24 protein-coding genes are annotated in these 23,225 nt (G+C 67.1%); 3 read left to right on the top strand and 21 right to left on the bottom strand.

What is annotated here, in order from left to right; translation table 11 throughout:
• Positions 1–43 precede the first annotated feature (43 nt).
• From bioB to BOS5A_RS07750, 9 genes are all read right to left on the bottom strand, one after another.
• On the bottom strand, positions 44–1,039 hold the full coding sequence (bioB, locus tag BOS5A_RS07790; RefSeq protein WP_234419394.1) for a biotin synthase BioB: 996 nt from the start codon (positions 1,037–1,039) through the stop codon (positions 44–46).
• An 11-nt stretch (positions 1,040–1,050) separates the two neighbouring features.
• On the bottom strand, positions 1,051–1,428 hold the full coding sequence (locus BOS5A_RS07785; RefSeq protein ID WP_234419268.1) for a lysozyme inhibitor LprI family protein: 378 nt from the start codon (positions 1,426–1,428) through the stop codon (positions 1,051–1,053).
• Positions 1,425–3,689 (bottom strand): methylmalonyl-CoA mutase, encoded by a 2,265-nt coding sequence (gene scpA / locus BOS5A_RS07780; RefSeq protein WP_151954673.1) that lies wholly within the window; start codon positions 3,687–3,689, stop codon positions 1,425–1,427. Before scpA ends, BOS5A_RS07785 begins: the two co-directional genes overlap by 4 nt.
• Positions 3,690–3,793: 104 nt before the next feature.
• On the bottom strand, positions 3,794–4,576 hold the full coding sequence (locus tag BOS5A_RS07775) for an enoyl-CoA hydratase-related protein (RefSeq protein WP_151954672.1): 783 nt from the start codon (positions 4,574–4,576) through the stop codon (positions 3,794–3,796).
• A gap of 91 nt (positions 4,577–4,667) precedes the next feature.
• Entirely contained in the window at positions 4,668–5,087 is a 420-nt protein-coding gene (gene mce, locus BOS5A_RS07770; protein WP_151954671.1) for a methylmalonyl-CoA epimerase, read from the bottom strand.
• Between the two features lie 7 nt (positions 5,088–5,094).
• Positions 5,095–5,313 carry a hypothetical protein gene (locus BOS5A_RS07765; RefSeq protein WP_151954670.1) on the bottom strand — a complete coding sequence of 73 codons (219 nt, stop codon included), beginning with the start codon at positions 5,311–5,313 and terminating at the stop codon, positions 5,095–5,097.
• Positions 5,310–5,594, bottom strand: coding sequence for a hypothetical protein (locus BOS5A_RS07760; protein ID WP_151954669.1), 285 nt, complete (start codon positions 5,592–5,594; stop codon positions 5,310–5,312). The genes BOS5A_RS07765 and BOS5A_RS07760 overlap by 4 nt, the downstream gene beginning before the upstream one ends.
• A 43-nt stretch (positions 5,595–5,637) precedes the next feature.
• Positions 5,638–7,164, bottom strand: a complete 1,527-nt coding sequence (locus tag BOS5A_RS07755; RefSeq protein ID WP_151954668.1) for an acyl-CoA carboxylase subunit beta — start codon at positions 7,162–7,164, stop codon at positions 5,638–5,640.
• Between the two features lie 76 nt (positions 7,165–7,240).
• A complete protein-coding gene (locus BOS5A_RS07750) occupies positions 7,241–7,942 on the bottom strand; it encodes a murein L,D-transpeptidase catalytic domain family protein (protein WP_151954667.1) in 702 nt (233 codons plus the stop codon).
• Between the two features lie 212 nt (positions 7,943–8,154).
• On the opposite strand from BOS5A_RS07750, the gene BOS5A_RS07745 reads away from it, so the two are divergent.
• Positions 8,155–8,787: a L,D-transpeptidase family protein gene (locus BOS5A_RS07745; RefSeq protein WP_151954666.1), complete on the top strand. Its 633-nt coding sequence runs from the start codon at positions 8,155–8,157 to the stop codon at positions 8,785–8,787.
• 7 nt (positions 8,788–8,794) lie between these two features.
• Here BOS5A_RS07745 and BOS5A_RS07740 read toward each other — a convergent pair whose 3' ends face one another.
• The 12 genes from BOS5A_RS07740 to BOS5A_RS07685 all read right to left on the bottom strand — a co-directional run bounded on the left by BOS5A_RS07740 (position 8,795) and on the right by BOS5A_RS07685 (position 20,513).
• Positions 8,795–9,424: a glutathione S-transferase family protein gene (locus tag BOS5A_RS07740; RefSeq protein ID WP_151954665.1), complete on the bottom strand. Its 630-nt coding sequence runs from the start codon at positions 9,422–9,424 to the stop codon at positions 8,795–8,797.
• Positions 9,425–9,470: 46 nt separating this feature from the next.
• Positions 9,471–10,352, bottom strand: a complete 882-nt coding sequence (locus tag BOS5A_RS07735) for a dienelactone hydrolase family protein (RefSeq protein ID WP_151954664.1) — start codon at positions 10,350–10,352, stop codon at positions 9,471–9,473.
• A gap of 45 nt (positions 10,353–10,397) precedes the next feature.
• Positions 10,398–11,516 carry an MBL fold metallo-hydrolase gene (locus tag BOS5A_RS07730; RefSeq protein ID WP_151954663.1) on the bottom strand — a complete coding sequence of 373 codons (1,119 nt, stop codon included), beginning with the start codon at positions 11,514–11,516 and terminating at the stop codon, positions 10,398–10,400.
• A gap of 62 nt (positions 11,517–11,578) precedes the next feature.
• Positions 11,579–14,071 carry a TonB-dependent receptor gene (locus BOS5A_RS07725; protein WP_151954662.1) on the bottom strand — a complete coding sequence of 831 codons (2,493 nt, stop codon included), beginning with the start codon at positions 14,069–14,071 and terminating at the stop codon, positions 11,579–11,581.
• Between the two features lie 111 nt (positions 14,072–14,182).
• Positions 14,183–14,938 (bottom strand): sigma-70 family RNA polymerase sigma factor, encoded by a 756-nt coding sequence (locus BOS5A_RS07720; RefSeq protein ID WP_151954661.1) that lies wholly within the window; start codon positions 14,936–14,938, stop codon positions 14,183–14,185.
• The gene (flhA, locus tag BOS5A_RS07715; RefSeq protein ID WP_151955897.1) at positions 14,935–16,998 is read right to left on the bottom strand and encodes a flagellar biosynthesis protein FlhA; all 2,064 of its coding nucleotides are present in this window, start codon (positions 16,996–16,998) and stop codon (positions 14,935–14,937) included. The genes BOS5A_RS07720 and flhA overlap by 4 nt, the downstream gene beginning before the upstream one ends.
• A complete protein-coding gene (locus BOS5A_RS07710) occupies positions 16,998–17,873 on the bottom strand; it encodes a lytic transglycosylase domain-containing protein (RefSeq protein WP_151954660.1) in 876 nt (291 codons plus the stop codon). The genes flhA and BOS5A_RS07710 overlap by 1 nt, the downstream gene beginning before the upstream one ends.
• Positions 17,874–18,076: 203 nt before the next feature.
• Positions 18,077–18,391, bottom strand: coding sequence for a flagellar protein FlgN (locus tag BOS5A_RS07705; protein WP_151954659.1), 315 nt, complete (start codon positions 18,389–18,391; stop codon positions 18,077–18,079).
• Complete coding sequence (flgM, locus tag BOS5A_RS07700; protein WP_151954658.1) at positions 18,378–18,674, bottom strand: flagellar biosynthesis anti-sigma factor FlgM; 297 nt, start codon at positions 18,672–18,674, stop codon at positions 18,378–18,380. The genes BOS5A_RS07705 and flgM overlap by 14 nt, the downstream gene beginning before the upstream one ends.
• Positions 18,675–18,739: 65 nt before the next feature.
• Positions 18,740–19,270 carry a hypothetical protein gene (locus BOS5A_RS07695; RefSeq protein ID WP_151954657.1) on the bottom strand — a complete coding sequence of 177 codons (531 nt, stop codon included), beginning with the start codon at positions 19,268–19,270 and terminating at the stop codon, positions 18,740–18,742.
• The gene (locus BOS5A_RS07690; protein WP_234419267.1) at positions 19,267–19,788 is read right to left on the bottom strand and encodes a flagellar motor protein MotB; all 522 of its coding nucleotides are present in this window, start codon (positions 19,786–19,788) and stop codon (positions 19,267–19,269) included. Before BOS5A_RS07690 ends, BOS5A_RS07695 begins: the two co-directional genes overlap by 4 nt.
• Positions 19,785–20,513, bottom strand: coding sequence for a motility protein A (locus BOS5A_RS07685; RefSeq protein ID WP_151954656.1), 729 nt, complete (start codon positions 20,511–20,513; stop codon positions 19,785–19,787). Before BOS5A_RS07685 ends, BOS5A_RS07690 begins: the two co-directional genes overlap by 4 nt.
• 334 nt (positions 20,514–20,847) lie before the next feature.
• Here BOS5A_RS07685 and BOS5A_RS07680 point away from each other — a divergent pair, with 334 nt between their 5' ends.
• Positions 20,848–21,999: a hypothetical protein gene (locus BOS5A_RS07680; RefSeq protein WP_151954655.1), complete on the top strand. Its 1,152-nt coding sequence runs from the start codon at positions 20,848–20,850 to the stop codon at positions 21,997–21,999.
• Entirely contained in the window at positions 21,996–23,177 is a 1,182-nt protein-coding gene (gene coaBC, locus BOS5A_RS07675) for a bifunctional phosphopantothenoylcysteine decarboxylase/phosphopantothenate--cysteine ligase CoaBC (RefSeq protein WP_151954654.1), read from the top strand. The genes BOS5A_RS07680 and coaBC overlap by 4 nt, the downstream gene beginning before the upstream one ends.
• Positions 23,178–23,225 lie beyond the last annotated feature (48 nt).

Raw genomic sequence — 23,225 nt, 5'->3', positions numbered from 1 at the left:
GACGCCGCTAGGCCAAGCATCGTCGCAAGACGTCCAATTAGCCTCATCCCACCAACTCCGCCGCCACCCGCATCGGCTCCTCCGCCACCATTGGCCGCACGCCGAGCTTCGCGAACAGCGCCGCGTCCGCATCATCGCCGCGGTTGCCGGTGGTCAGCAGCTTGTCGCCGGTGAAGATCGAGTTCGCGCCCGCGAGGAAGCAGAGTGCCTGCGTCGCCTCCGACATGCTCTCGCGCCCTGCCGACAGCCGCACCATGCTCATCGGCATCGTGATCCGCGCGACGGCGACGGTGCGGACGAATTCGATGTCGTCGATCTTCGCGAGCGGCGTGTCGGCGAGCATGTCGCCGAGCACCGTGCCCTTCACCGGCACAAGTGCGTTGACCGGCACGCTTTCGGGATGACGTGGCAGGGTGGCGAGGGCGTGGATGAAGCCGACGCGATCGCTGCGGGTCTCGCCCATGCCGACGATGCCGCCGCAGCACACGTTGATGCCGGCTTCTCGCACATGCTCCAGCGTCTCCAGCCGCTCGCCGAAGGTGCGGGTGGTGATGACCTCGGCATAGCGTTCCGGCGAGGTATCGATATTGTGGTTGTAGTAATCGAGGCCCGCGTCCGCGAGCATCCCGGCCTGCGCGGGCGTGAGCATGCCCAGCGTCATGCAGGTCTCCATCCCCATCTGGCGGACGCCCTTCACCATCTCGACGATGGCGGGCATGTCCTTGTCCTTGGGGTTGCGCCACGCGGCGCCCATGCAGAAGCGCTGGCTGCCGCTATCCTTCGCCTGCGCCGCCATCTGAAGCACCGCGCGCGGGTCCATCAGCTTCGTCGCCTTGACGCCGCTGTCGGCGTGCGCGGACTGCGAGCAATAGCCGCAATCCTCCGGACAGCCGCCGGTCTTGATCGAGAGCAGCGTGCAGAGCTGCACCTCGCCCGCGGCGTGATGCGCGCGGTGCGTGGTCTGGGCGCGGAACATCAGCGCGTCGAAGGGCAGGTCGAACAGGTCCGCGATCTCGTCGCGGGTCCAGTCGGTGCGGATGTCGGTATCGGTCACGGGTGCTTCCAACGGAGGGCTATGAGCTGCTTGGTGCGGTCGCGGGTCAGGCGGGCGGCGCATTGTGCGCGGGTCATGGGTTGCAGCGATCCACCGGCGAACTCGCCGCCTTCGATCACGCATTCGGCATCACGGTACTTCAACCACGCGCGCTGGCTGTTGAGCGCCGCCGCCGCATAGCCGAAGCCGCCGCCGCGCGACGTGTCCTGCGCGTCGAGGCGCTTCATATAGGCGTAGGTGCGCGTCCACTGCGCGGTCATCACGGCGTCGGCGGCCTTGAAGGCGGAGCCGGCCTGCTGGTTCATGTCGGTCTGGGTCTGCGCGGTGGCGGGGACTGCGAGCATCCCGGCGGCAATGAGCATGAGGCGGTTCATTCGGCGGCTTCCTCCATCGGGGGCATGTTGTGACCGAGCAGACGCAGCACATCGGCGGCGCATTCGACCACGTTCGATCCGGGACCGTATATGCCCTGCACGCCGGCATCGCGCAGAAATTCATAATCCTGCGGCGGGATGACCCCGCCGGCGATCACCTTGATGTCGCCGCGGCCAGCCTCGCGCAGTCCGCGGATCAGTTCCGGAATCAGCGTCTTGTGCCCCGCCGCGAGGCTGGACGCGCCGACCGCATCGACCCCGCTGTCGATCGCCAGGACGACCGTCTCGTCGGGCGTCTGGAACAACGGCCCGGAAACCACATCGAAGCCGAGGTCGCCGAACGCGCTGGCGATGACGTTGGCGCCGCGGTCATGCCCGTCCTGCCCCATCTTCGCGACCAGCAGCTTCGGCTTGCGGCCCAGGCGGCGCGCGACCGCCTCGACCCCCGCGATGACCTGCGCCCAGCGCGTGTCGTCCTTGTAGGGCGCGGCGTAGACGCCCTTTACCGGGGTCGGCTGCGTGCCGTAGCGGCCGAATACATCCTCCATCGCGGCGGAGATTTCGCCCAGCGTCGCGCGCGCGCGCGCCGCTTCGACCGCGAGGGCGAGGATGTTGTGCTTCAATCCTCCCCTGGAAGGGGAGGTGGCAGGCGCGTCAGCGTCTGACGGAGGGGTGTCACGCTCTCGAGAGGGCGCTCCCCCTCCACCATGCTGCGCATGGTCCCCCTCCCCTTGCAGGGGAGGACTTTCGCGAGCCGCTTCCCTCAGCGCGTCCAGCGCCGCCTGGCACGCCGCCTCGTCCCGGGCCGCCTTCACCTTCGCGATCCGCGCAATCTGGCCCTCCCGGACCCTCGCATTATCCACCTCGAGCGTCTCAAGATGATCCTCGCTCTCGCGGCGATAGCGGTTCACCCCGACGATCACGTCCTCGCCGCGATCGACCCGCGCCTGCCTGGCGGCGGCAGCCTCTTCGATCATCGCCTTGGGCCAGCCGTGTGCGACGGCCTTCGCCATGCCGCCATCGGCTTCGACCCGCTCGATGATCGCCCACGCCTTGTCGACCAGCTCCTGCGTCAGCGCCTCGACATAGTAACTTCCGCCCAACGGATCGACGACCTTGGTCATCCCCGTCTCTTCCTGGATCACGATCTGCGTGTTGCGCGCGATTCGGGCGGAGAAATCGGTGGGGAGCGCGATCGCCTCGTCCAGCGCGTTGGTGTGGAGGCTCTGCGTGCCGCCGAGCATCGCCGCCATAGCCTCGATCGTAGTGCGGATGACGTTGTTGTACGGGTCCTGCTCGGTCAGCGAGACACCGCTCGTCTGGCAGTGGGTGCGCAACATCTTCGAGCGCTCGTCCTTCGCGCCGAGCTGCGTCATCACTCGGTGCCATAGAACCCGCGCAGCGCGCAGCTTCGCGACCTCCATGAAGAAGTTCATGCCGATCGCGAAGAAGAAGCTGAGGCGGCCGGCGAACTTGTCGATATCCAGCCCCGACGCGACGCCATATTTCACATATTCGCGCCCGTCGGCGATGGTGAAGGCAAGCTCCTGCACCTGCGTCGCGCCGGCTTCCTGCATGTGGTAGCCGCTGATCGAGATCGAATTGAACTTTGGCATCTCGGCGGAGGTGTAGGCGAAGATGTCCGAGATGATCCGCATGCTCGGCTCGGGCGGGTAGATATAGGTGTTGCGGACCATGAACTCCTTCAGGATGTCGTTCTGGATGGTCCCGTCGAGCAGCTTGCGATCGACGCCCTGTTCCTCGCCGGCGACGATGAAGAAGGCGAGGATCGGGATGACCGCGCCGTTCATCGTCATCGACACGCTCATCTGATCGAGCGGGATGCCGTCGAACAGGATCTTCATGTCCTCGACGCTGTCGATCGCGACGCCAGCCTTGCCGACATCGCCGACGACGCGCGGGTGGTCGCTATCATAGCCGCGGTGGGTGGCGAGATCGAAGGCGACCGACAGCCCCTTCTGCCCCGCGGCGAGGTTGCGGCGATAGAAGGCGTTCGATTCCTCCGCGGTCGAAAAGCCCGCATATTGCCGGATCGTCCACGGCCGCCCCGCATACATCGATGCGCGGACGCCACGGGTGAAGGGCGCAAAGCCGGGGAGGCCGGGGTCCGCGGTCACGTCGTCAGAAGTGTAAAGAGGCTTTACCTCGATGCCCTCGGGCGTCGGCCAGATGAGGTCGCGACCCTTCACCTCCTTGGCAGCGAGCGCGTTCCAGTCGTCGAGGGTGTGCTTTTCAGTCATCGTCTTCAAATACCGTTTGTGCTGAGCCTGTCGAAGCACCGTTCTTTCCCGTTCCGCAAGCGCAGGAGGTCAGCCCTTCGACAAGCTCAGGGCGAACGGAGGGATTAGCGCCCCGAAAACATTGGCTTGCGCTTTTCCAGAAAACTCATCGCCCCCTCGCGCGCATCCTGCGCGCCGCCCGCGATACGCTGCCCGGCGGCCTCCGCATCCAGCGCCTGCGCGTAGGTCCCGTCGAGCGCAGCCGCGATGTTCCGCCGCATCACCCCCAGCGCTACCGTGGGCCCAGCCGCCAGCCGGGTCGCGAGCGCCAGCGCTTCGTCCATCAGCACCGCATCGTCGACTGACCGGTGGATCAGTCCCCAGCCTTCCGCCTTCTCCGCGCCGATCCGCTCGCCCAGCAGCATCATCTCGGTCGCGCGCGCTTTGCCGACCAGCCGCGCGAGCATCCAAGACGCGCCGCCATCGGGGACCAGCCCGATATTGACGAACGCCTGGAGGAAATACGCGCTGCGCCCCGCGATTACGAAATCCGCCGCCAGCGCGATGGAGCAGCCGATCCCCGCCGCCGCGCCGTTCACCGCGCTCACCACCGGCACCCCCAGGTTGGCGAACGCCATCATCGTGGGATTATAGTGGCGGGTCAGCGCCATGTGGCTGGCATCGCCCCCACCGATCGCCCGGTCGCCCCGCGCCTGCAGGTCCGCCCCCGAACAGAACGCTCGCCCCGCCCCGGTAACGAGCACCGCCCGCGCACCGTCCAGGTCATAAAGCGCGGCCGCGAGATCATCCGCCATCTGAAGCGACGCGGCGTTCAGCCGGTCAGGCCGGTTGAGCGTAAGGACCAGCACATCGCCGCGCCGCTCGGTCAGGATCGTCTCGTAAGCCATTGTGGCTCCAACCTTACGTTTGCCCTGAGCGAAGTCGAAGGGCGGTGGCAGGACGTGCTTCGACTTCGCTCAGCACAAGCGGGGGTTGGGTTTAATGTCCACCCTTCGGCGTCTCCATCAACTCCACCAGCATCCCGCCGAAATCCTTCGGATGCACGAACACGATCGGCGTCCCGTGCGCTCCAATCCGCGGCTCGCCGAGCACGGTCGCGCCCTTCGCCTTCAGGTCAGCGACCGCTTCATAAATATCCGACACCTCGAAACACACATGATGCTGCCCCCCCGCCGGATTCTTCTTCAGAAACCCCGCGATCGGCGAGCTTTCGTCGTACGGCTCGATCAACTCGATCTGCGTGTTGGGCGCATCGATGAAGCACACCTTCACCCCTTGCGCCGGCAGATCGAACGGCTCCCCGATCGCAGTCGCGCCGAGGAGATTGCGGTAGATCTCAATCGACTTCTCGATCGACGGCGTCGCCACGCCGACATGGTTGAGGCTGCCCAATTGCATCAGCCCGTTACCTTTCGATTCTTGGCGTAGCGCTGCCGCCGCTTCCGCGCGACATTTCGATCATCGTCTCGATACGGATCACGCGCTTGTCGATCGTCTGAACATATTCGTTCACGCCCTTAACGTCCGCCGAGATGCGCGAAATGTCGCGTTGCACGCCTTCCAGGCGCTCCTGCAACAACACGATATTCTTCAAGGCGGCCAGCGCATCGCCAAGTGTGCTCACTTGCGGATCCCGACAGCGCGCAAGGTACGGTCGACATCCTCGTGCGTCGCGCGGAGCATAGCGCTCATCTCATCCAACTGCTCGATCATGTGCGGCACCGCCCTGTTCACCTCGGCTACCAGCAAGGCAAGTTCGGCTTCCTGCTCTGGCGTCAGTTCATCCTCATCTTCAACCTTACGCCGAACATACTGCCCGATCGACATGCTCTGTGCCGCTGCCCGCGCCGCCAGAGCGGCCTTCTTTGCAGGAGTCATCAAAATCGTCACGCGTTCGGTCTGCATTGGCCGCTCCTTAACATCACATTATAATGTGCAGACCGAAGCATCACAATGGAATGTTGTCATGCTTCTTCCATGGATTCTCGAGACTCTTCCCCCGCAGCTTGCGTAATCCCAACGCGATCCGTCGCCGGGTCGAGTGCGGCTGGATGACCTCGTCGATGAAGCCCTTCGACGCCGCCACGAACGGATTAGCGAACCTCGCCTCATATTCCGCCGTCCGTTCGGCGATCTCCTCGGGCGTCTTCCCACGGAAGATGATCTCGACCGCGCCCTTCGCGCCCATCACCGCGATCTCGGCGGTGGGCCAGGCGTAATTCAGGTCGCCGCGCAGGTGCTTGGAGGCCATCACGTCATACGCGCCGCCATAGGCCTTGCGGGTGATGACGGTGATCTTGGGCACGGTCGCCTCGGCATAGGCGAACAGCAGCTTCGCGCCGTGCTTGATGATGCCGTTATGCTCCTGGGCGGTGCCGGGGAGGAAGCCCGGCACGTCGACGAAGGTCACGATCGGGATTTCGAACGCGTCGCAGAAGCGCACGAAGCGCGCCGCCTTTTTCGACGAATTGATGTCGAGCACCCCGGCCAGCACCATCGGCTGGTTCGCCACGATGCCGACCGTCCGGCCTTCGATCCGCCCGAAGCCAACGATGATGTTGCCCGCATGTGCAGGCTGCACCTCGAAGAAGTCGCCCTCGTCGACGGTCTTCCGGATCAGCTCGTGCATGTCGTAGGGTTGGTTGGCGCTCGCCGGGATCAGCGTGTCGAGGCTGTCCTCGATGCGGTGCCACGGGTCCGCGGTCGGTCGCTCGGGCACCGCTTCTCTGTTCGACAGCGGCAGGAAATCGAAGAAGTCGCGCGCCGCCAGCAGCGCCTCGATATCGTCGTCAAACGCATTGTCCGCGACGCTCGTCCTGGTCGTGTGGGTGACGGCGCCGCCCAGCGCCTCCTGCGTCACGACCTCGTTCGTCACCGTCTTCACCACGTCGGGGCCGGTGACGAACATGTAGCTGGAATCCTTCACCATGAAGATGAAGTCGGTCATCGCCGGCGAATAGACCGCGCCGCCCGCACACGGCCCCATGATGAGGCTGATCTGCGGCACCACGCCCGATGCCAGCACGTTGCGCTGGAACACCTCGGCATAGCCGCCAAGGCTCGCGACGCCCTCCTGGATTCGCGCGCCACCTGAATCGTTCAGGCCGATGACCGGCGCGCCGACCTTCAACGCCATGTCCATGACCTTGCAGATCTTCTGCGCGTGGCGCTCGCTCAAAGACCCGCCGAAGACGGTGAAATCCTGGCTGAAGACGAAGACGAGGCGGCCGTTGATCGTGCCCGATCCGGTGACGACGCCGTCGCCCGGGATCACCTGCGTCTCCATGCCGAAATCGACGCAGTTGTGCTCGACATACATGTCGAGCTCTTCGAACGACCCTTCGTCGAGCAGCACGTCGAGCCGCTCTCGGGCGGTGAGCTTGCCCTTGGCGTGCTGTGCGGCGATGCGCTTTTCGCCGCCTCCCAGGCGCGCGGCACTGCGACGACGTTCGAGCTCGGCGATCGTTGACGACATATTCTCTCCGTTCGCCAAATCCCCTTTCAAGGATTCGCGCCCGGCGCAAGTCTCGGGTCAGTCGTCGGCCGGCGGATCAGATCTTTGCAGCGAAAATCATGCGATTGGGGCCGAGCCGGTCGAAGACGCGGGCGAGATCGTCGTCGCCGACAGCGAAGCAGCCCTGGCTGCGGCCGAGCATGCCGTGCTTGGCGATCATGTCGGGGTTCGAATACCAGGCGGCGTGGACGACGATCGCGCGGTCCAGCGCATTGTTGTTGGTCGAATCCAGCCCGACGAGACGCTGCGAGCGACCGTGCTGGCCGTAATAATAGTCGTCGGTCCTGAACGCGCCTTCCGACGACGCATTGGACCCCTGCTCGTTCGAGAAGCGCTGGAGCCAGCCCGTATGCGCCGGGTCCGATCCGCTGCCGTGCGCGACCAGGAACGAGGTCGAATGGCCGTTCGTCAGATCGACGATGTGAAAGCGGCGCTCGTTAGACGGCGCGGCGAAATCGGCGATGGCGAAGCGGTCGCGCGTTATCCCGTGCGAGCTGTGTGCATCGAGCGACGCCATCGCGCGGCGCATCAGGTCCGGGCGGACGACGCGGGGCGACGTGATCGGCTGCGCGAAGGCCTTTGGCGGCAGATACGCTTCGGGCGTCCTGGGCGCCGGCGCCGGATTCGCCATGCGGAACGACGCCGCGGCAAGATCGGGAATGAACAGCGTGCCGGCGAGAACGCCACCGGTCTTGAGCAAGGAACGGCGCGAACGCGCGCCCGTGGAGGTTTCGGTCATACTCACCTGTGAAAATGCCCCTCAGCGGCATTCCCTATAGCATGAAATTGGCGCCGCTTTTCTTAATGTTCCGCACATCCACCGCGCCTGCGCCGCGCTTCACCGCGCATTCCGCGCCGTCCGTCGCGGTTGAACCGATGCTGCGACGAATCGTTGGAGGGGGGACAGTTGCCGGAAACACCGGTCCGGAAAATCCTTGAAGGAGCAAGTTCATGTCGCCACGTACAGCCCTCCTCCTTCCCCTCGTGCTTGGTCTCGCCGCGACGCCGGCGCTGGCGCTGGCGGGTGGTTCGGGCGGCATGGCCGATGTCGCGGTGGCGGCGGAAGCGCTGGCGCCGAACCGCTATGTATGGAACGATGCCAGCACCGTGGCGCCCGTCGCCGCTGCCCCGGTTGCGATCGTCGTCAGCATCCCGGACCAGCGCGCCTATGTGTATCGCGGCACCGCACTCGTCGCGGCATCGACCGTTTCGACGGGCCGTGACGGCAACGAAACCCCGGTCGGCGCCTTCACCATCCTCCAGAAGGAGGAGGTGCACCATTCCAACCTCTATGACGACGCCGCGATGCCCTACATGCAGCGCCTGACCTGGGACGGGGTCGCGCTCCACGCGGGCAAGAATCCGGGGTTCCCGGATTCGCACGGCTGCATCCGCCTGCCCGCCGCCTTCGCCAAGAAGCTGTTCGCCGCGACGAAGCTCGGCGGCACCGTCGTCGTCACCGACGAGGTGATCGACCCGGCCAGCTATGGCGAGGCGATCCCGTCGACCGTGGCCGACGATGCCGCGGCGACCGCCAAGGCCAATAGGGTTGCTAGCGATATCGCGACGAATTTCGACCAGTAATCGCGCATCAACTCGCCGGCTGCATCTCCGCGATCAGCGCGTTGTCGCGCGTCTTCGCGCGCTTATAGGCCTCGCGCGCTTCCAGACGCTCGGCATAGGCGACGAACCCCTCGCGCTTGGGCAGCGATCCGAACTGCACGCCCCACAAAACCTGCGACCCGACATAGACATCGGCCATCGTGAACCGGCTGCCGGCGATGAACGGATGCGCGGTCACCGCTTTTTCGAGAACATCAACCGCCAGATCGTAATTGCCATAGCCAGCCATCCGCTGCTGCTGGTCGGTCGGCGCGAAATTCATCGACTTGTTGGTGACCGCCTGCTCGACCGGTCCGGCGGCGAAGAACAGCCAGCGATAATAATCGGCGCGCTCTTCCGCGGTCGGCGCAAGCCCTGCCGCCGGAAACGCCTCCGCCAGATACGCGCAGATCGCGGCGCATTCGGTGACGACATGCCCCTGATGGACGATCGCCGGCACCTTCCCCATCGGGTTGACGGCGAGATACTCCGCCCCCTTCATCGTCGAGGCATAATCGAGGATCACCTCGTCATACGCGGCGCCCGACTCCTCGAGCGCCCAGCGCGCGATCTGCCCGCGCGACATGGGGTTGGTGTAGAATGTGATCGCGCCGGCCATCGCTGCTCTCCCGATTTGTCAGAACGAAAATGGAACAGAGCGAGCGTCAGCCGTCAAGATGACGATGGAGAAATGCGATGGTCCGCCCCCAGGCGAGGTCCGCCGCCGCCTTGTCATACCGCTCCTGTGAGGTATCGTTGTTGAACGCGTGATCGACACCGGGATAGGTGAACGCCTCCACCGACTTCCCCGCCGCCTTGAGCGCCGCGACCCAGGGCTCGCCGGTCTGCGCGACGCGCGCATCCTTGCCGGCATAATGGAGCAGCAGCGGCGCGCCGACCTTCGCCGCCTCGGACGGATCGGGCGCCGGGCCGTAATAGGCGACGCCCGCGTCCACCGCATCGCCCGCCGACACCGCGACGCGGTCGACCATCGCACCGCCCCAGCAGAAGCCGATAATGCCCACCTTCGTCCGGTGGGGCGTGCCGCCGAAGTGGCGGACGCTATCGACGACTTCCTGCGTGACGGCGGCGAGATCCGCCTTGCCGATCATCTCGCGGGCCTTGTCCTCGTCCGCCGGCGTCCCGCCCTGGTCGGACAGCAGATCGGGTGCGACCGCGAAAAATCCGGCAAGCGCCACCCGCCGCGCGACATCCTGGATATGCGGGGTGAGCCCGCGATTTTCGTGGATGACGAACACGGTCGCCTTCGCGGCCGCGCCCTTGGGTCGCGCGATATAGCCGCGCAGCGTCTTGCCGTGAGGCAACGGAAGACCGGCCTTCGCATCGATCTTCAACCGCGGGTCGTCTGCTGCGACGATCGCCGCCGCCGCCGGCGAGGCCGCGATGCCGGCGATCAGCGCCTCCGCCGCCGCGACCGACCCGGCAAGCGCGGTCATCCGTTTCAGCAATGTGCGCCGGTCATGATGCTCGTGGGTGAAATCGTCGTAGAGGCGCACCGCCTCGTCACGCAGCCTGGGGTCGATCATCACGCTCTCCCGTTCGATATGCTTGCCGGAATGCAGCAGGTTACGTCAGCCGCGCGCGTACCACCACACCCCGTCGCGTGTCTCGCGCACCGCGCGGCCCTCGACCTCCAGCCGGCGCAGATGCGCGAGCGCTTCGCCGGTCGCCATGCCGATGACGTCAGGGCCAATCGCGCGGCGGAACAGCCGCGCAAAACAGTCCACCGCCCGGCGCGGCTCGGTGAGATACGCCTCCAGCCCATCCAGCCGCTCGCGGTGTTCGGCATCGAGCGCATCCAGTCGCGCGTGCAGTCCGTAGAAGGGATCGCCATGCCCCGGCAGCACCAGCAGGTCGTCAGGGAGCCGTTTCAGCTTGGCGATCGACGCGAGCCAGTCACCCAGCGGGTCGCCCTCCGGCTCACTCACCGTCAGCGACACGTTCGAACTGATCCGCGGCAACACCTGATCGCCCGCGATCAGCACCCGGCGCTCGCGGTCGAGCAGACACGCATGTTCGGGACTGTGGCCGCTGCCGGTCACCACCTCCCACGCAGCACCATCGATCGTCAGCGCCTCACCATCGCGCAACCGCGTGAACCCGATCGGCAGGCGCGAGACATATCTGCCGAAATTGCCCCAGCCGCGCGCGCTGGCGGTCGCGATCTGCGCCGCGTCCCAGCCCGCGCCGCGCCAGAAATCGGTCATGCCCTGCGGCACCTCGGGCTGCGCATCGGCGACGAGCATGCGCACCATCAGCCATTCGGTGCGCGTCATCAACAGCGGCGCGTCGAATCTGTGGCACAGCCACCCCGCAAGCCCGACATGATCGGGGTGGAAATGCGTGCACAACACGCGCGAAACCGGCGTATCGGCGAGCGGCCCGGCGAGCAGCGCCTTCCACGCGGCGACGCTGTCCTCACCACGCGTTCCGGTATCGACCGCCATCACGCCGGCGCCATCGTCCAGGATCAAGCCGTTGACGTGCTTCAGCGGCCCCGACATCGGCACCCGCCACCAGCGGATGCCGGGCAACACGGTGACGAGTTCGCCCGGTGCCGGCGCCCGCCCGCCGAACGGATAGGTCAGCCCCCCTTCGACGCCGCCTGCGGCGTCGCTCAGGACATGCATGTGGCTCGTCGGAACAAGGCCTTCGTCAGCGACAAGGCCGCGGTCGATCGCGGTGGCCATCATTAGCGGGTAGCAACGTAACCGCAGTTACGTCACGCGATTTCTGCGGGCCTTTGCCTCCTTCAGAATTGCGTCGACAGCGTCACGCCATAGGTCCGCGGCTCGCCCGGTTGCCCCACGATCAGCCCGGTGCTGCCCGATTGGGTCGCCAGCACCTCGTAGTAATCCTGGTCGAACGCGTTGCGCAGCCACGCGAAGACGTTGATTCCGTCGCGCTGCTTGAAGCCGAGCCGGAAATTGCTGAGCGCATAACCGTCGATCTCTGTATAGCGCGAGGGCGACGGGTTGGACGAGAAGCGCGAGCGGTAGCTGCCGTCATATCCGGCATAGACCTGCCCATCCAGGCCCGCGATCCGGGCGGGCAAGTCATATTCGGCACCGTAGGAAAACGCCCATTTCGAGACGCCCGGCAGGCGCTGGCCGGAAATGTCGCAGTTCTGCGGGCTGATCCCGCCGGGCGTGGCCGCCGGGCTCGGCGCCTGTCCCGCCGCCGCGGTCGTTCCGCCTGCCAGCTCCGGCGGGCACGGTGCGTCGACGAAGCGGAGATATTTGGCGTCGGTGTAGGCACCGTTCACATACAGGTTGAGCCGCTCGGTCGGCCGGAACGCCGAGTCGAACTCGACGCCTCGCGTGCGGACCTTGCCGGCATTGGCCAGATATCCGCGCAGCACGCCGAGCTGGCCGTTGGTCACCGTCGCCTGGTAATCCGTGATCTCGGTCCAGAACCCCGCAAGGTTGAACGTCGCGCGACGATCCAGGAACTGCGTCTTCAGCCCGATCTCATAGTGATTGACCTTTTCAGGCTTGACCGTCGCCGAGGTCAGGATCGGGCCGTTGTTCGCATCGAGCGGCAGGCCGGACAGGTTGATACCGCCCGACTTGTAGCTGCGCGCATAGGTCGCATAGGCATGGATATCGGGCGTGACCGTATAGGCGACAGTGATGTCGCCCGACAGGTTCCAGTTGTCGAAGGTGGGCGAATAGCTTTGCGGGGACAGCACGCCGCAACGATCGCGGACGGTCGAGCTCGCCGCCTGCGCCGCCACGCTGCAATCGAGCGTGGCCCCCGCCCCGGTCGTCACCACCGAGACATAGGACCCGTCCTTCTTGTCGTAGTTGACGCGCAGGCCCGGCGAGATCGAAAGCGCATCGGTGACGTGCCAGGTCAGCTTCCCGAAGGCGGCGGCACTGGTGTTGGTGAAGCCGATCGTGTTGCGCGCGGTCAATCCGTTCAGCACCGCCGGGTTGCAGGCATTGGTCGTCGGCGTCGCGCAGGCGCCGGGTGCCGAGCCGGCCGGTGCCGTGCCCGGATTGAGCAGGAACCGGCTCGCCGCCTGACCCTGCACCTGCAGCCCCTGCGTATCGATCGTCTGGTAGAAATAGAACAGCCCGAGCGTGTAATCGACGGCGCGCTTGCCGTTCGATCCGATCCGCAGCTCCTGGCTGAACTGGCTCTGTTGAGAGGGGTTCGCCGACACGGTCGTGATCGGCAGCCCGATAAAGTCGCGGTCGTTCGACGGGTCCCAGTGCCAGAATCGCCACGCCGTGACCGACGTCAGCGTCGCGGGCCCCAAATCCCAGTTGGCGAGCAGCGACAGCCCGCCAAGTTCCTGCTTTGCGCGCAGCGGCGTATCGACGTCGGTCAGCCGGTCGAACGCGTCGGTCGACGGCACCGCATAGCCCTGCGCCGCTGCCAGCGCTGCATATTGCCGGTTGAGCGGGCGCTGCGTCGTCCCAACCCGGGCATAATATTGCACACAGCAATTCGGGTTCTGGTGATTGTAATCGCCGTAGAGCGTCAGATCGATCGACGGAGAGGCCCGCCACAGGATCTGCGCGCGCAGGCTCTGGTTGTCCTGCGCGTTCTCGTGTTCCCCTTGGCGCACATTATAGATCGTGCCCTCGCGCCGCGTGACCGAGGCCGACAGCCGGATCGCGACCTTGTCATCCACCAGCGGGCCGCTGACGGACGCCTTCGCCTGAACGAACTTGTAGTTGCCCGTGCTCAGTTCCAGCCGAGCCTCCGGCGTGAAACTGGGCTTGCGGGTCGTGATGTTGATTGCGCCCGCGGTCGTGTTCTTGCCATAGAGCGTGCCCTGCGGCCCGCGCAGGATCTCGATCCGTTCGGTATCGGTGAAGTCGAACGTCGCCGATGCGATACGGCTGTAATATACCTGATCGACATAGATGCCGACCCCCTGTTCGATCCCGTCATTGGTCAGCCCGAACGGCGCGCCGAGCCCGCGGATATTGGCGGCGGAGTTGCGCGGATTGGTCGAATAGAATTGCAGCGTCGGCTGCAGCTGCGTGATCCGGCCGACATTATAGGCGCCGGTGTCGGCGATGGCGGTGCCGCCGATGACCGACATCGCGATCGGCACACTCTGCACCGTTTCCGCGCGCCGCCGTGCCGTCACGACGATATCACCGCCCGCGTCGGGGGCGGCCGGACCTGCCCGAGTGCCATCGTCGTCCGCCTGCGCGGGAACCGGCGGATTGGGCACTGTGGTCTGGTCGGCAACCTGCAACGCAAAAGACAGCAATTCGATCAGCATCGCGCATCTCCCTGACAACCTCGATAAACTCTATCGGATTGGTGGGATTACCAATGGCTATTTCGATCTATTGCCTAAAGATCAGCTTTGCCCTGCCACGGCTCGCCGTGGCTAGCGGGCAAGCATGGCCTTCTTCAATCTGGCGTGGGCCGCGCTCTTGATCTGGCACACGCGCGCGGCCCCGATGCCGAGGACCTGACCGATCTCCTCCAGGTTCAGTTCCTCGACATGATAGAGCTGGATCACCAAAGCCTCGCGCTCGGGGAGCTTTGCAATTGCAGCGATCAGCAAGTCGCGCTGCTCGCTCTCGGCCAGCTGGTCGAACGCGTCGGGCTCACCGCTCGCGAACCAGGGCGCGTCGTCGGTATAGACGTCGTCGATCGGCTCGAAGCGCACCGCCTCCGCTGTCGCATAATCCTGGCGCAGCTTGTCGAGCGTGACGCCCAGATGCCCCGCGATCTCGCGCTCGGTCGGCGTCCGGCCGAGCGCCGCGTTCAGCGCCGACAGCGCGCGGTTATAGTCCTTGCGCCGGCGGATCGCGCCGCGCGTCATCGCCGCGTGGCGCCGGAGCTCGTCGATCATCGCGCCGCGTACGCGGGTGGCAAGATACTGCCGGAACGTCACCAGCCCGCGATCCTCGAAGCCCGCCACCGCCTCGACCAGCGCGACGAGGCCGACCTGGACGAGGTCCTCGACCTCGACCGCGGTGCTCATGCTGCCGTGGACATGCCAGGCGAGCTTCTTCACGAGCGGCAGATGCTCGCGCACGAGCGCGGATTCGTCGCGGCGCTGCGCCGGTTTGTAGGTCAGCGGCGCATTGATCGGCTGGGCGTTCTCGAACGCCCCTTTCATCGGTTCGTGACTCATGCCGGGATCGCCTGTGGGGCGCCGATGACAGCGACGACCTCGACCGCCTTGTCCTCGGGCACTTCGAAAAAGCTCATGACCGGCGTGTCCGGGAGGACCGTCTTCACGAGCTTGCGGATGGCAACGCGGATCGCCGGCTGGACGACGAGCGCGAAGGGCTTGGCCTCGGCGATCATCGGCTGCGCGGCGCGCTGCAGCGCCTCGACGATGCGGCGACCGAGATCGGGTTCGATAACGTGGCGGCGCGACGGATCGCTGCGCACCGCCTGGTTCAGGATGCCTTCCAGCCCGCCTTCCAGCGTCATCACGCGCAGCGGCTCCCGCACGCTGCACAGCTTCTGGATGATCAGCGCACCGAGATCGGGGCGGATCAGCTCAAGGATTTCCTCGGCATCCTGCGTGCGCTGCGCGGCGACCGCGATCGACGCGGCGATGCGACGGAACTCCTTGAGCGGGATTCCCTCGGCGAGCAGCGACTTCAGCACGGTGGTCAGCGTCGTCAGGGAAAGCGGGCTGGGCGACAGCGACGCGACAAGGTTCGCCGCGCGCTCCTTCAGCCCGTCGAGCAGCGCCTGCACCTCATCGGGGCCGAGCAGATCGGACGCGTTCGCGCCGAGCACATGGTTCAGATGCGTGGCGACGACCGTGCCCGCATCGACGACGAGATAGCCCGAACCGGTCGCGACATCGGCGTCGCCCGGCTGAATCCATGTGGCGTCGAGCCCGAAGGTCGGGTCCTTCGCCTTCTTGCCGTGCAGCTGCCCGACCGCGTTGCCGGTATCGAGCGCCAGCATCTCGTCGGGCGACGCACTGTCCTCGCCCACGACAACCCCATTTACGAGCAGACGGTAGGTGAAGGGCGCGAGGTTGATGTCATCGCGCACGCGGACCTGCGGCACCACGAAGCCGAGTTCCTTCGACAGCTGGCGGCGCACCCCGGTGATGCGGCCCATCAGCGGCGCGCCCTTGCGCTCATCGACCAGCGGCACCAGGCCATAGCCGATGTCGAGATTGACCTGCATCGCGTCGGTCACCTCGTCCCAGCCGATCTTGGACTGATCGAGCGGCTCGGCAGCGATCACCTCGACCGGCGCCGGGCGGCGGGCGATCTGGCGCAGCTTCCAGGCGGTGAAGCCGGCGATCCCGGCGGCGGGCAGCAGGACCATGTGGGGCATCCCCGGCAGGATGCCGAGCAGGCCGAGGATCGCCGCCACCGGCGTCCAGGTCTTCGCCGACCCGAACTGGCTGCCGATCTGGCCGGCAAGGTCCTTTTCCGAATTGACGCGGGTGACGATCGCGGCGGCGGCGATCGACAGCAGCAGGCTCGGGATTTGGGCCACGAGCGCGTCGCCGATCGCGAGCAGGATATAGGTCTTGGCCGCGACGCCGATCGCGAGGCCGTGGCTGACAGGGCCGAGGATGAGCCCGCCGATGATGTTGGCGAAGAGGATCAGCAAGCCGGCGACGGCATCGCCCTTCACGAACTTCGACGAACCGTCCATCGATCCGTAGAACTCGGCCTCGGTCGCGACATCGACGCGGCGCTTCTTGGCTTCGTCGGGGGTGATGAGGCCGGCGTTGAGGTCGGCGTCGATCGCCATCTGCTTGCCAGGCAGCGCATCGAGCGTGAAGCGCGCCGACACCTCGGAGACGCGGCCGGCACCCTTCGTGACCACGATCAGGTTGATAATGACGAGGATCGCGAAGACGAAGATGCCGACGACATAATCGCCGCCGATCAGGAAGCTGCCGAACGCCTCGATGACATGGCCCGCCGCCGCCTCGCCCTCATGCCCGTGCGCGAGGACGACGCGGGTGGAGGCGACGTTGAGGCCGAGGCGGAAAAGGGTCGCGAACAGGAGAACGGTCGGGAAAGCGGAGAAATCGAGCGGCTTCTGCGCGTTGAGCGCGACCATCAGCACCGCGAGGCTGATCGCGATGTTCATCACGAAGAAGATGTCGAGCATCGCCGCCGGGATCGGCACCGTCATCAGCACCACGAGGAGCAGGATCGCGGCCGGGAGCGCGCTGGAGCGCATGTTGGGCAGCAGGCGGCCCATCATGCCTGCCCTCCAAGGCTCGCGAGCATCATATAGGCGAGCCGCGCAGTGTCAGGCGTCGGGCGCAGCACGCTCGCGCTCTGCGCCATCTGTTGTGCGGTGGTCTGCGCGCCGCGGAGCTGGTCGAGCGTCGTGCTGGCCCATTGCACCGCCTCGCTCGCATCTTCGCCAGCACCCGTAATGACGGTCGCCTCGCCACCCAGCCCAAGGGTGCGCGAAACCATGTCCATCGGCGCCAGCGGCTGCGTCGTGCCGGCCGCTGCCGCGCTCGCCCCAAGCTTGTCGGAGAAGCGGTTGTAGATGTCGGCAAGCGACTTCGCGGAGCCGTCGGCGTTGTAGAAGACGTTCCGGTTGGCGCGAGCCGCCGCGGGAAAGAGCGCTGCGCCCGATGCGCCCGGGCTCGCCTGCATCGCGCCGAGGAACTTGCGCGCGCCGCCCAGCCCCAGGAAGTGCGCCATGTAAAGGTCGGTGCCGTTGGCGGTGCGCCCCAGCGTCGATTGCAGCGCGTCGGCATTGTCCGACGCGTGCTCCGCCGCCATCGCCGCCGCCACGTCGGGATTGTTGCGCAGCGCCAGGATCGCCTGCCGGGTGCCGGCATCCGCCACGCTCATCCGCCCGCCCGACGACTGGATGCTGTCCGCCGCCCAGCCCAGCCCATATTGCGCGCCGTGCTGCTTGACGACCGACAGCCAGCTCTGGTCGATGAACTGGTAAAGCCCCGATGCCGACGACGTCGATGCGCGCGCACTGGCGTTCAGCCCGCTCTCGAGCTTCGCCTGTCCCAGCAGATAGCTGAAATCGACCCCGGCCTTGTTAGCAGCCCACGCAATCGCGGACTGGATGCGGCCGGTATTGGAAATCGGAGTGACGGTCATGCCGTGCGATCAGCAAGAGGCGTGCCAGTCTTTGGAGGCACCGGTCAGGCGTGCATAAAATCCTCCCCTGCAAGGGGAGGTGGCAGCGCGCAGCGCTGACGGAGGGGTATCGCGCTATCGAGAGGGCGACACCCCTCCACCATGCTTCGCATGGTCCCCCTCCCCTTCCAGGGGAGGATTTATGTGTCTTGTAACTCGGAGGGTTAAGCGTAAGCCGCGTGAACCCCGCGGCCGTAGGCCTGCCCGCTGTTACCGGACAGGATTTGCAGGCGGCGGCGAACATTTGCCGCCATCAGGTTCACATAGATGCGGCACGTCTCGTTGAGCCGGTCCGCTTCCTCCGCCAGCGCGCGCAACTCCGGACCCGCAGGCCCGTCGCCAAGCGCGCGCAGCGTCTCGATCGCATCGAGCTTGCCCGCGGTCGCCCGCTCCAGCGCGTTCACGTCATTGGTCTTCAGCGCCTCGATCTCGTCGTGGAGGAGATCGATCACGCGAACGAGCGCGTCACGCCTGGTCATCGCGCATCCACTCGAGACGCAGCGCGATAAGCTGGTCGGCGATCTTGGCGGGCAGGATCGGGAAGGTGCCCGCCTGCACGGCTGCCTTGATCTCGGCGATCCGGTCCAGATCGACCGGCGCCGCCGCGGCCAGTTCCGCGGCGAGCGTCTGCGGGGCCTGCACCGCCGCCGCCTCGCCTGCATTCGCGGCCGAAAAGACCGTTCTGACCGTCTGCACACGCGTGACCGCCCCGACCCTGCGGTCGGTGATCGAACCCGGCACTGATCCTACTGAATCCACCATCTTCGCACCTATCGGTGATCGACAACGGATCAGGAAACGACCGATGCGCCGCGGGGTTTAACATTTTATTCGCTCCAGCCCGGCAGCGTCGCCCGGCCTGCCTCGACCGCGACCGCCTGAATGGGGCCTTTGGCACCGTCGATCTTCACGAGAAAGCGTCCGCCCGCGGGCGCGTCACCCATCGCGACGCCGTCACGCTGGATTGCGAAACCGCTCCCGCCCGCCTCTACGAGGATCGGGTCGCCGCGCTTGATGACGACCACCGGCTTGGCCGCAGGCGCAGTGATCGCGCCCGTCGCGACGGGTGTCGCAATGGCCGGGGCAGCGCGCACCGGCACGAAGATGCGCCAGTCCGGCCCGGTGCAGCTGACGACGACGGCGTCATGCGCCTCGCTGCGCCACGCCATCGTGACCATCGGGCAGGTCTTCAGCCGCAGCCGGCTGTCGACCTCGGTACGCGCGCCGCCGATCGCGCCGATCGCCTGCCCGGTGAAGCCGGCCACGCCGCGGTCGATCGCGGTGGTATCCTGAAATCCGGGCGCGGCGAGTGCGGGCGTCGCCACCGCAAGCGCGGCCAGCGTGAGAAAACGCGTCATTGATGCCTCCTGTCGCCGGCAAAGCCCATCGTCACCACCACCTGGCGGCGCCCGCGGGTCGCGGCGTCTGCATTCACGATAAGGAACCGGTCGCTCGGCACGCCCGCTGCGGCAAGGCTGGCGGCGACGGCGCGGGCACGGTCAGCGGCAAGCACGGTGCGGCTGCCGGTCGCGGCATCGACGTCGGCGGGCGATCCGTCGGTGCTGCCCGCGATGGTCAGCGCCACGCGCGGATCGGAAAGCGTCGCGCGGGCCCAGGCGGCAAGGCTCGCGCTGTCCGACGGCAAGGCTGCCGATGCCGGCGCGAAGTTCAGCATCGCGGCTGCCGCCATCGGGATCGGGGCCGGCGTCACCGTGCCGCCGAAGCGCTCGCGGATGCCGCGCGCCAGTGCCTCACGGTCGCCGTGGCTCGTCGCCTGGATCAGAACGAAGAAGCCGACGAGCAGCAACGCCAGATCGGCGAGCGTCATCAACCAGATCGGCCGCGCGGGCGGGCTGGAGGGAAATTCGTTGGTCACGCCGCGTCTTCGATTCCGTCGATCATCGCGTCCGCCGCATCGTCGATCGGTTCTGCATAGAGCGTGTCCGACGCGGGCATGAAATGAACCGCGCGCGGCGCCTCACGTGCGGCGAGGGCCACGAGCGCCGGCTCGAGCCGCTGGCGTCCCACGGCCTCCGCCCGGCCCGCGCTGCGCAACCGCGCTGCGATCGGCATCGCGATCAGATTTGCAAGGACCGCGCCATAGAGAGTAGCGAGCAACGCGACCGCCATCGCCCCGCCTATCGTCGCCGGATCGCTCATCCGCGTGAACATCGCGACGAGGCCGATCAGCGTGCCGATCATCCCCATCGCCGGCGCGACTTCGGCCGCGCCCGCCCACACATCGGCGGCGGCAGCGTGCCGCTCGATCCGCGCGCGGCGGAGCTGGGCGAGGTGGTCGCCCACCGCATCGGGCTTCGCGCCGTCGACGATGTCGGCGATCGCGGCTGCGACATCGGGATCGGCGATCACGGTGCGGTCGAGCGCATGGACCCCGTGCTTGCGCGCGATCCGGGCGAGCGCCGCGATCTGATCGAGTGCCGCGTCGGCATCGTAGCGGCGCCGCAGCAGCACCGGCAGCGCCGCCACGGCCCGTCCCGCATCGCGCGCCGGCGCGCGCAGGACGGTCGCGAGCAGAGTGCCCCCGCCGACGACGGCAAGCGCGATGGGATCGAAAAAGGCGGCCGGATCGAGCGTGGTCATGGCGCATACGATGCAAGGCGCGGGCCAGTTGTGCTCAGCAGCCTGCAACACTGTGTATTCCCGCGAAGGCGGGAATCCAGACTGGGCTCCCGCCTTCGCGGGAGCACAACCGGCGGCAACGCCTGCCGCTGACCGGCAACCGCCCGGCAACATCTTGCCGCCCTCCCCGCCCCCGCACTTCGCTAAACTCCTTCAGCGGCGGCGCCCCCCCGGCCCCGCCGCTGAAGGAAATCCAGGTCGTGCGGATCGGAGGCGGCTGGCGCTATGCGGCGGTCGCGGTGCTGAGCGCAGCGGCCGGCATCGCCGCGACCTGGCTCGCGGTGCACGGCTGACGATGGCGCGGCCGGCCCCGCCACTCTGGCTGACCCGCCCGACGCGCATGGCGCGGCTGACGCGGCGCGATGCGCGGATCGTCGTCGCGATCCTTGCCGGGTTCCTCCTCCTCTCGCTGACCGCGCTCATCAGCGCCGGCCCGCCACCAGTCACCCGCGATGCGAGCGGCGGCATCGCCAAGGTCGAGGACCGCGCCGACGTCCTGTTCTACCAGTCGGTGATCGCGGGACTTCGCGGGGGGGGCGACTATTACCACGTCGCAGCCGACGCGCAGCGCGCGAGCGGCTATCCGATGCGGCCCTTCGTCACGATGCGGCTGCCCACACTCGCGCTGGTGCAGGCCGCACTTCCCGATTGGGCGACGCTGTTCCTGCTCTACGCGCTGGTCGCCGCCGTGCTCGCCGCGTGGCTGGCGCGGCTCCGGCCGCTCTTCGTGCGCACGCCGCCGCTGCTCATCGCGGTCATCCTGATCGGGTGCGGATCGATGGTCTATGTCCGCGCGGATCTTTCGCCCTTCCATGAAATCTGGGCGGGGCTGCTGATCGCGCTGTCGCTCGCCTGGTGGCGGCCGGATCGCTGGGTCGGTGCGGTCGCGCTCGGGGCGTGCGCGATGGTCATCCGCGAAACCGCGGCGCTCTATGCCATCGCGATGTTCGCCATGGCGCTGCTCGGCGGGCGCCGGCGCGAGGCGATCGGCTGGTGCGTCGCGCTGGCGCTCCTCGCGCTCGTCGTCGCGGCGCACATCCATGGCTGGAGTCAGGTCGTGCGCACCGATGACGGCACCGGGCCAGGCTGGTCGGGGATGCTCGGTTTCGGCTTCTTCGTGAAGACGATGACGCTGCTGACCGCGCTCGACGCAATCCCGCTGGCGCTGGGCGCGCTGCTCGTCGCGCTCGCGCTCTTCGGATGGACAGCGCTGCCTGACCCGGTGGCACCGCGAGCGGTCGCGGTGTTCGCCGCCTATGCCGCGCTGATCGCGCTCTTCTGCCGCACCGATACCTATTATTGGGGGCTGCTCGTCGCACCGATCTTGCTCGCCGGGCTTGCGTTCGTGCCTGACGCGCTGCGCGACCTCTACCGCGCCGGCACCGACCGGCGGCGGATCACCATCACCCGCGTCCGCCGCACCGATTCGCCGGAGATCACGCCGTGAGCCGAATTCTCCTCATCGTCGGCGGCGGCATCGCCGCCTACAAGGCGTGCGAGCTTGTCCGCCTGCTCCGCAAGCGCGGCCATGCGGTGCGCTGCGTGCTGACCGAGGGCGGCAGCCACTTCGTCACCCCGATGACGCTCGCCGCACTCAGCGAGGACAAGGTCTACACGACGCTGTGGGACCTGAAGGACGAAGCGGAGATGGGCCATATCCAGCTCAGCCGCGAGGCCGATCTCGTCGTCGTCACGCCGGCGACCGCCGACCTCATGGCAAGGATGGCCGCCGGGATCGCCGACGATCTCGCGACGACGCTGCTGCTCGCCACCGACACGCCCGTGCTCGCGGCGCCTGCGATGAACGTGCGGATGTGGCAGCATGCCGCGACGCGCCGCAACGTCGCCCAGCTCCGCGCGGACGGCGTGCACGTCATGGAACCCGACGAAGGCGCGATGGCGTGCGGCGAATACGGCCCCGGTCGCCTGCCCGAGCCCGCCGCGATCCTCGCCGTGATCGAGGACCGGCTCGGCGCGGAGGCCACCGGCACTTTGGCGGGCAAGCACGTCCTCGTCACCGCCGGGCCGACGCATGAGCCGATCGATCCGGTGCGCTACCTCGCCAACCGGTCGTCGGGGAAACAGGGTTTCGCGATCGCCGCCGCGCTCGCCAATCTCGGCGCGCGCGTCACGCTCGTCGCCGGCCCGGTTGCGCTGCCGACGCCGCGAGGCGTGACCCGCGTCAATGTGGAAACGGCGCGCGAAATGGCGGCGGCCGTCGATGCCGCTCTGCCCGTCGACGCCGCCGTCATGGTCGCCGCGGTCGCCGACTGGCATGTCGAGCAGGCAAGCGCTCAGAAGATCAAGAAAGGTGATGCGGCGCCATCGATCGCGCTGGCGCAGAATCCCGACATCCTCGCGGACTTGTCGCGCAGCCCGGATCGCCCGGGGCTGCTGGTCGGCTTTGCCGCCGAAACGGAGCGGGTAATCGATCACGCGACGGCAAAGCGCGCGCGCAAGGGCGCCGACTGGATCGTCGCCAACGACGTTTCGGGCGACGTGATGGGCGGCGATTCGAACAGCATCCATCTTGTTACCGCCGATGGCGTGGAAAGCTGGGACCGGGCGACCAAGGACGTCGTGGCGTACCGGCTGGCGGAGAAGATCGCCGCCGCGCTGGGGTGATTCAAAGGGGCGCCGTTCGACTCGCTGCTGGCGTTACGATATGGCGAC

This window comes from Sphingomonas sp. EC-HK361 (assembly GCF_902498785.1).
Lineage (GTDB): Bacteria > Pseudomonadota > Alphaproteobacteria > Sphingomonadales > Sphingomonadaceae > Sphingomonas.
This window is presented reverse-complemented; position numbering and strand designations above follow the sequence as displayed.

Excerpts from the sequence above, each read along its gene's own strand:
- scpA (WP_151954673.1), bottom strand. The coding sequence starts at position 3,689 with ATGACTGAAAAGCACACCCTCGACGACTGGAACGCGCTCGCTGCCAAG.
- BOS5A_RS07755 (WP_151954668.1), bottom strand. The coding sequence starts at position 7,164 with ATGTCGTCAACGATCGCCGAGCTCGAACGTCGTCGCAGTGCCGCGCGC.
- flgM (WP_151954658.1), bottom strand. The coding sequence starts at position 18,674 with ATGGTGGATTCAGTAGGATCAGTGCCGGGTTCGATCACCGACCGCAGG.
- BOS5A_RS07705 (WP_151954659.1), bottom strand. The coding sequence starts at position 18,391 with ATGACCAGGCGTGACGCGCTCGTTCGCGTGATCGATCTCCTCCACGAC.
- BOS5A_RS07750 (WP_151954667.1), bottom strand. The coding sequence starts at position 7,942 with ATGACCGAAACCTCCACGGGCGCGCGTTCGCGCCGTTCCTTGCTCAAG.
- flhA (WP_151955897.1), bottom strand. The coding sequence starts at position 16,998 with ATGGGCCGCCTGCTGCCCAACATGCGCTCCAGCGCGCTCCCGGCCGCG.
- BOS5A_RS07785 (WP_234419268.1), bottom strand. The coding sequence starts at position 1,428 with ATGAACCGCCTCATGCTCATTGCCGCCGGGATGCTCGCAGTCCCCGCC.
- BOS5A_RS07725 (WP_151954662.1), bottom strand. The coding sequence starts at position 14,071 with ATGCTGATCGAATTGCTGTCTTTTGCGTTGCAGGTTGCCGACCAGACC.
- BOS5A_RS07735 (WP_151954664.1), bottom strand. The coding sequence starts at position 10,352 with ATGATCGACCCCAGGCTGCGTGACGAGGCGGTGCGCCTCTACGACGAT.
- BOS5A_RS07720 (WP_151954661.1), bottom strand. The coding sequence starts at position 14,938 with ATGAGTCACGAACCGATGAAAGGGGCGTTCGAGAACGCCCAGCCGATC.
- BOS5A_RS07680 (WP_151954655.1), top strand. The coding sequence starts at position 20,848 with ATGGCGCGGCCGGCCCCGCCACTCTGGCTGACCCGCCCGACGCGCATG.
- mce (WP_151954671.1), bottom strand. The coding sequence starts at position 5,087 with ATGCAATTGGGCAGCCTCAACCATGTCGGCGTGGCGACGCCGTCGATC.
- BOS5A_RS07730 (WP_151954663.1), bottom strand. The coding sequence starts at position 11,516 with ATGGCCACCGCGATCGACCGCGGCCTTGTCGCTGACGAAGGCCTTGTT.
- BOS5A_RS07775 (WP_151954672.1), bottom strand. The coding sequence starts at position 4,576 with ATGGCTTACGAGACGATCCTGACCGAGCGGCGCGGCGATGTGCTGGTC.
- BOS5A_RS07760 (WP_151954669.1), bottom strand. The coding sequence starts at position 5,594 with ATGCAGACCGAACGCGTGACGATTTTGATGACTCCTGCAAAGAAGGCC.
- BOS5A_RS07695 (WP_151954657.1), bottom strand. The coding sequence starts at position 19,270 with ATGACGCGTTTTCTCACGCTGGCCGCGCTTGCGGTGGCGACGCCCGCA.
- BOS5A_RS07710 (WP_151954660.1), bottom strand. The coding sequence starts at position 17,873 with ATGACCGTCACTCCGATTTCCAATACCGGCCGCATCCAGTCCGCGATT.
- BOS5A_RS07685 (WP_151954656.1), bottom strand. The coding sequence starts at position 20,513 with ATGACCACGCTCGATCCGGCCGCCTTTTTCGATCCCATCGCGCTTGCC.
- BOS5A_RS07740 (WP_151954665.1), bottom strand. The coding sequence starts at position 9,424 with ATGGCCGGCGCGATCACATTCTACACCAACCCCATGTCGCGCGGGCAG.
- BOS5A_RS07745 (WP_151954666.1), top strand. The coding sequence starts at position 8,155 with ATGTCGCCACGTACAGCCCTCCTCCTTCCCCTCGTGCTTGGTCTCGCC.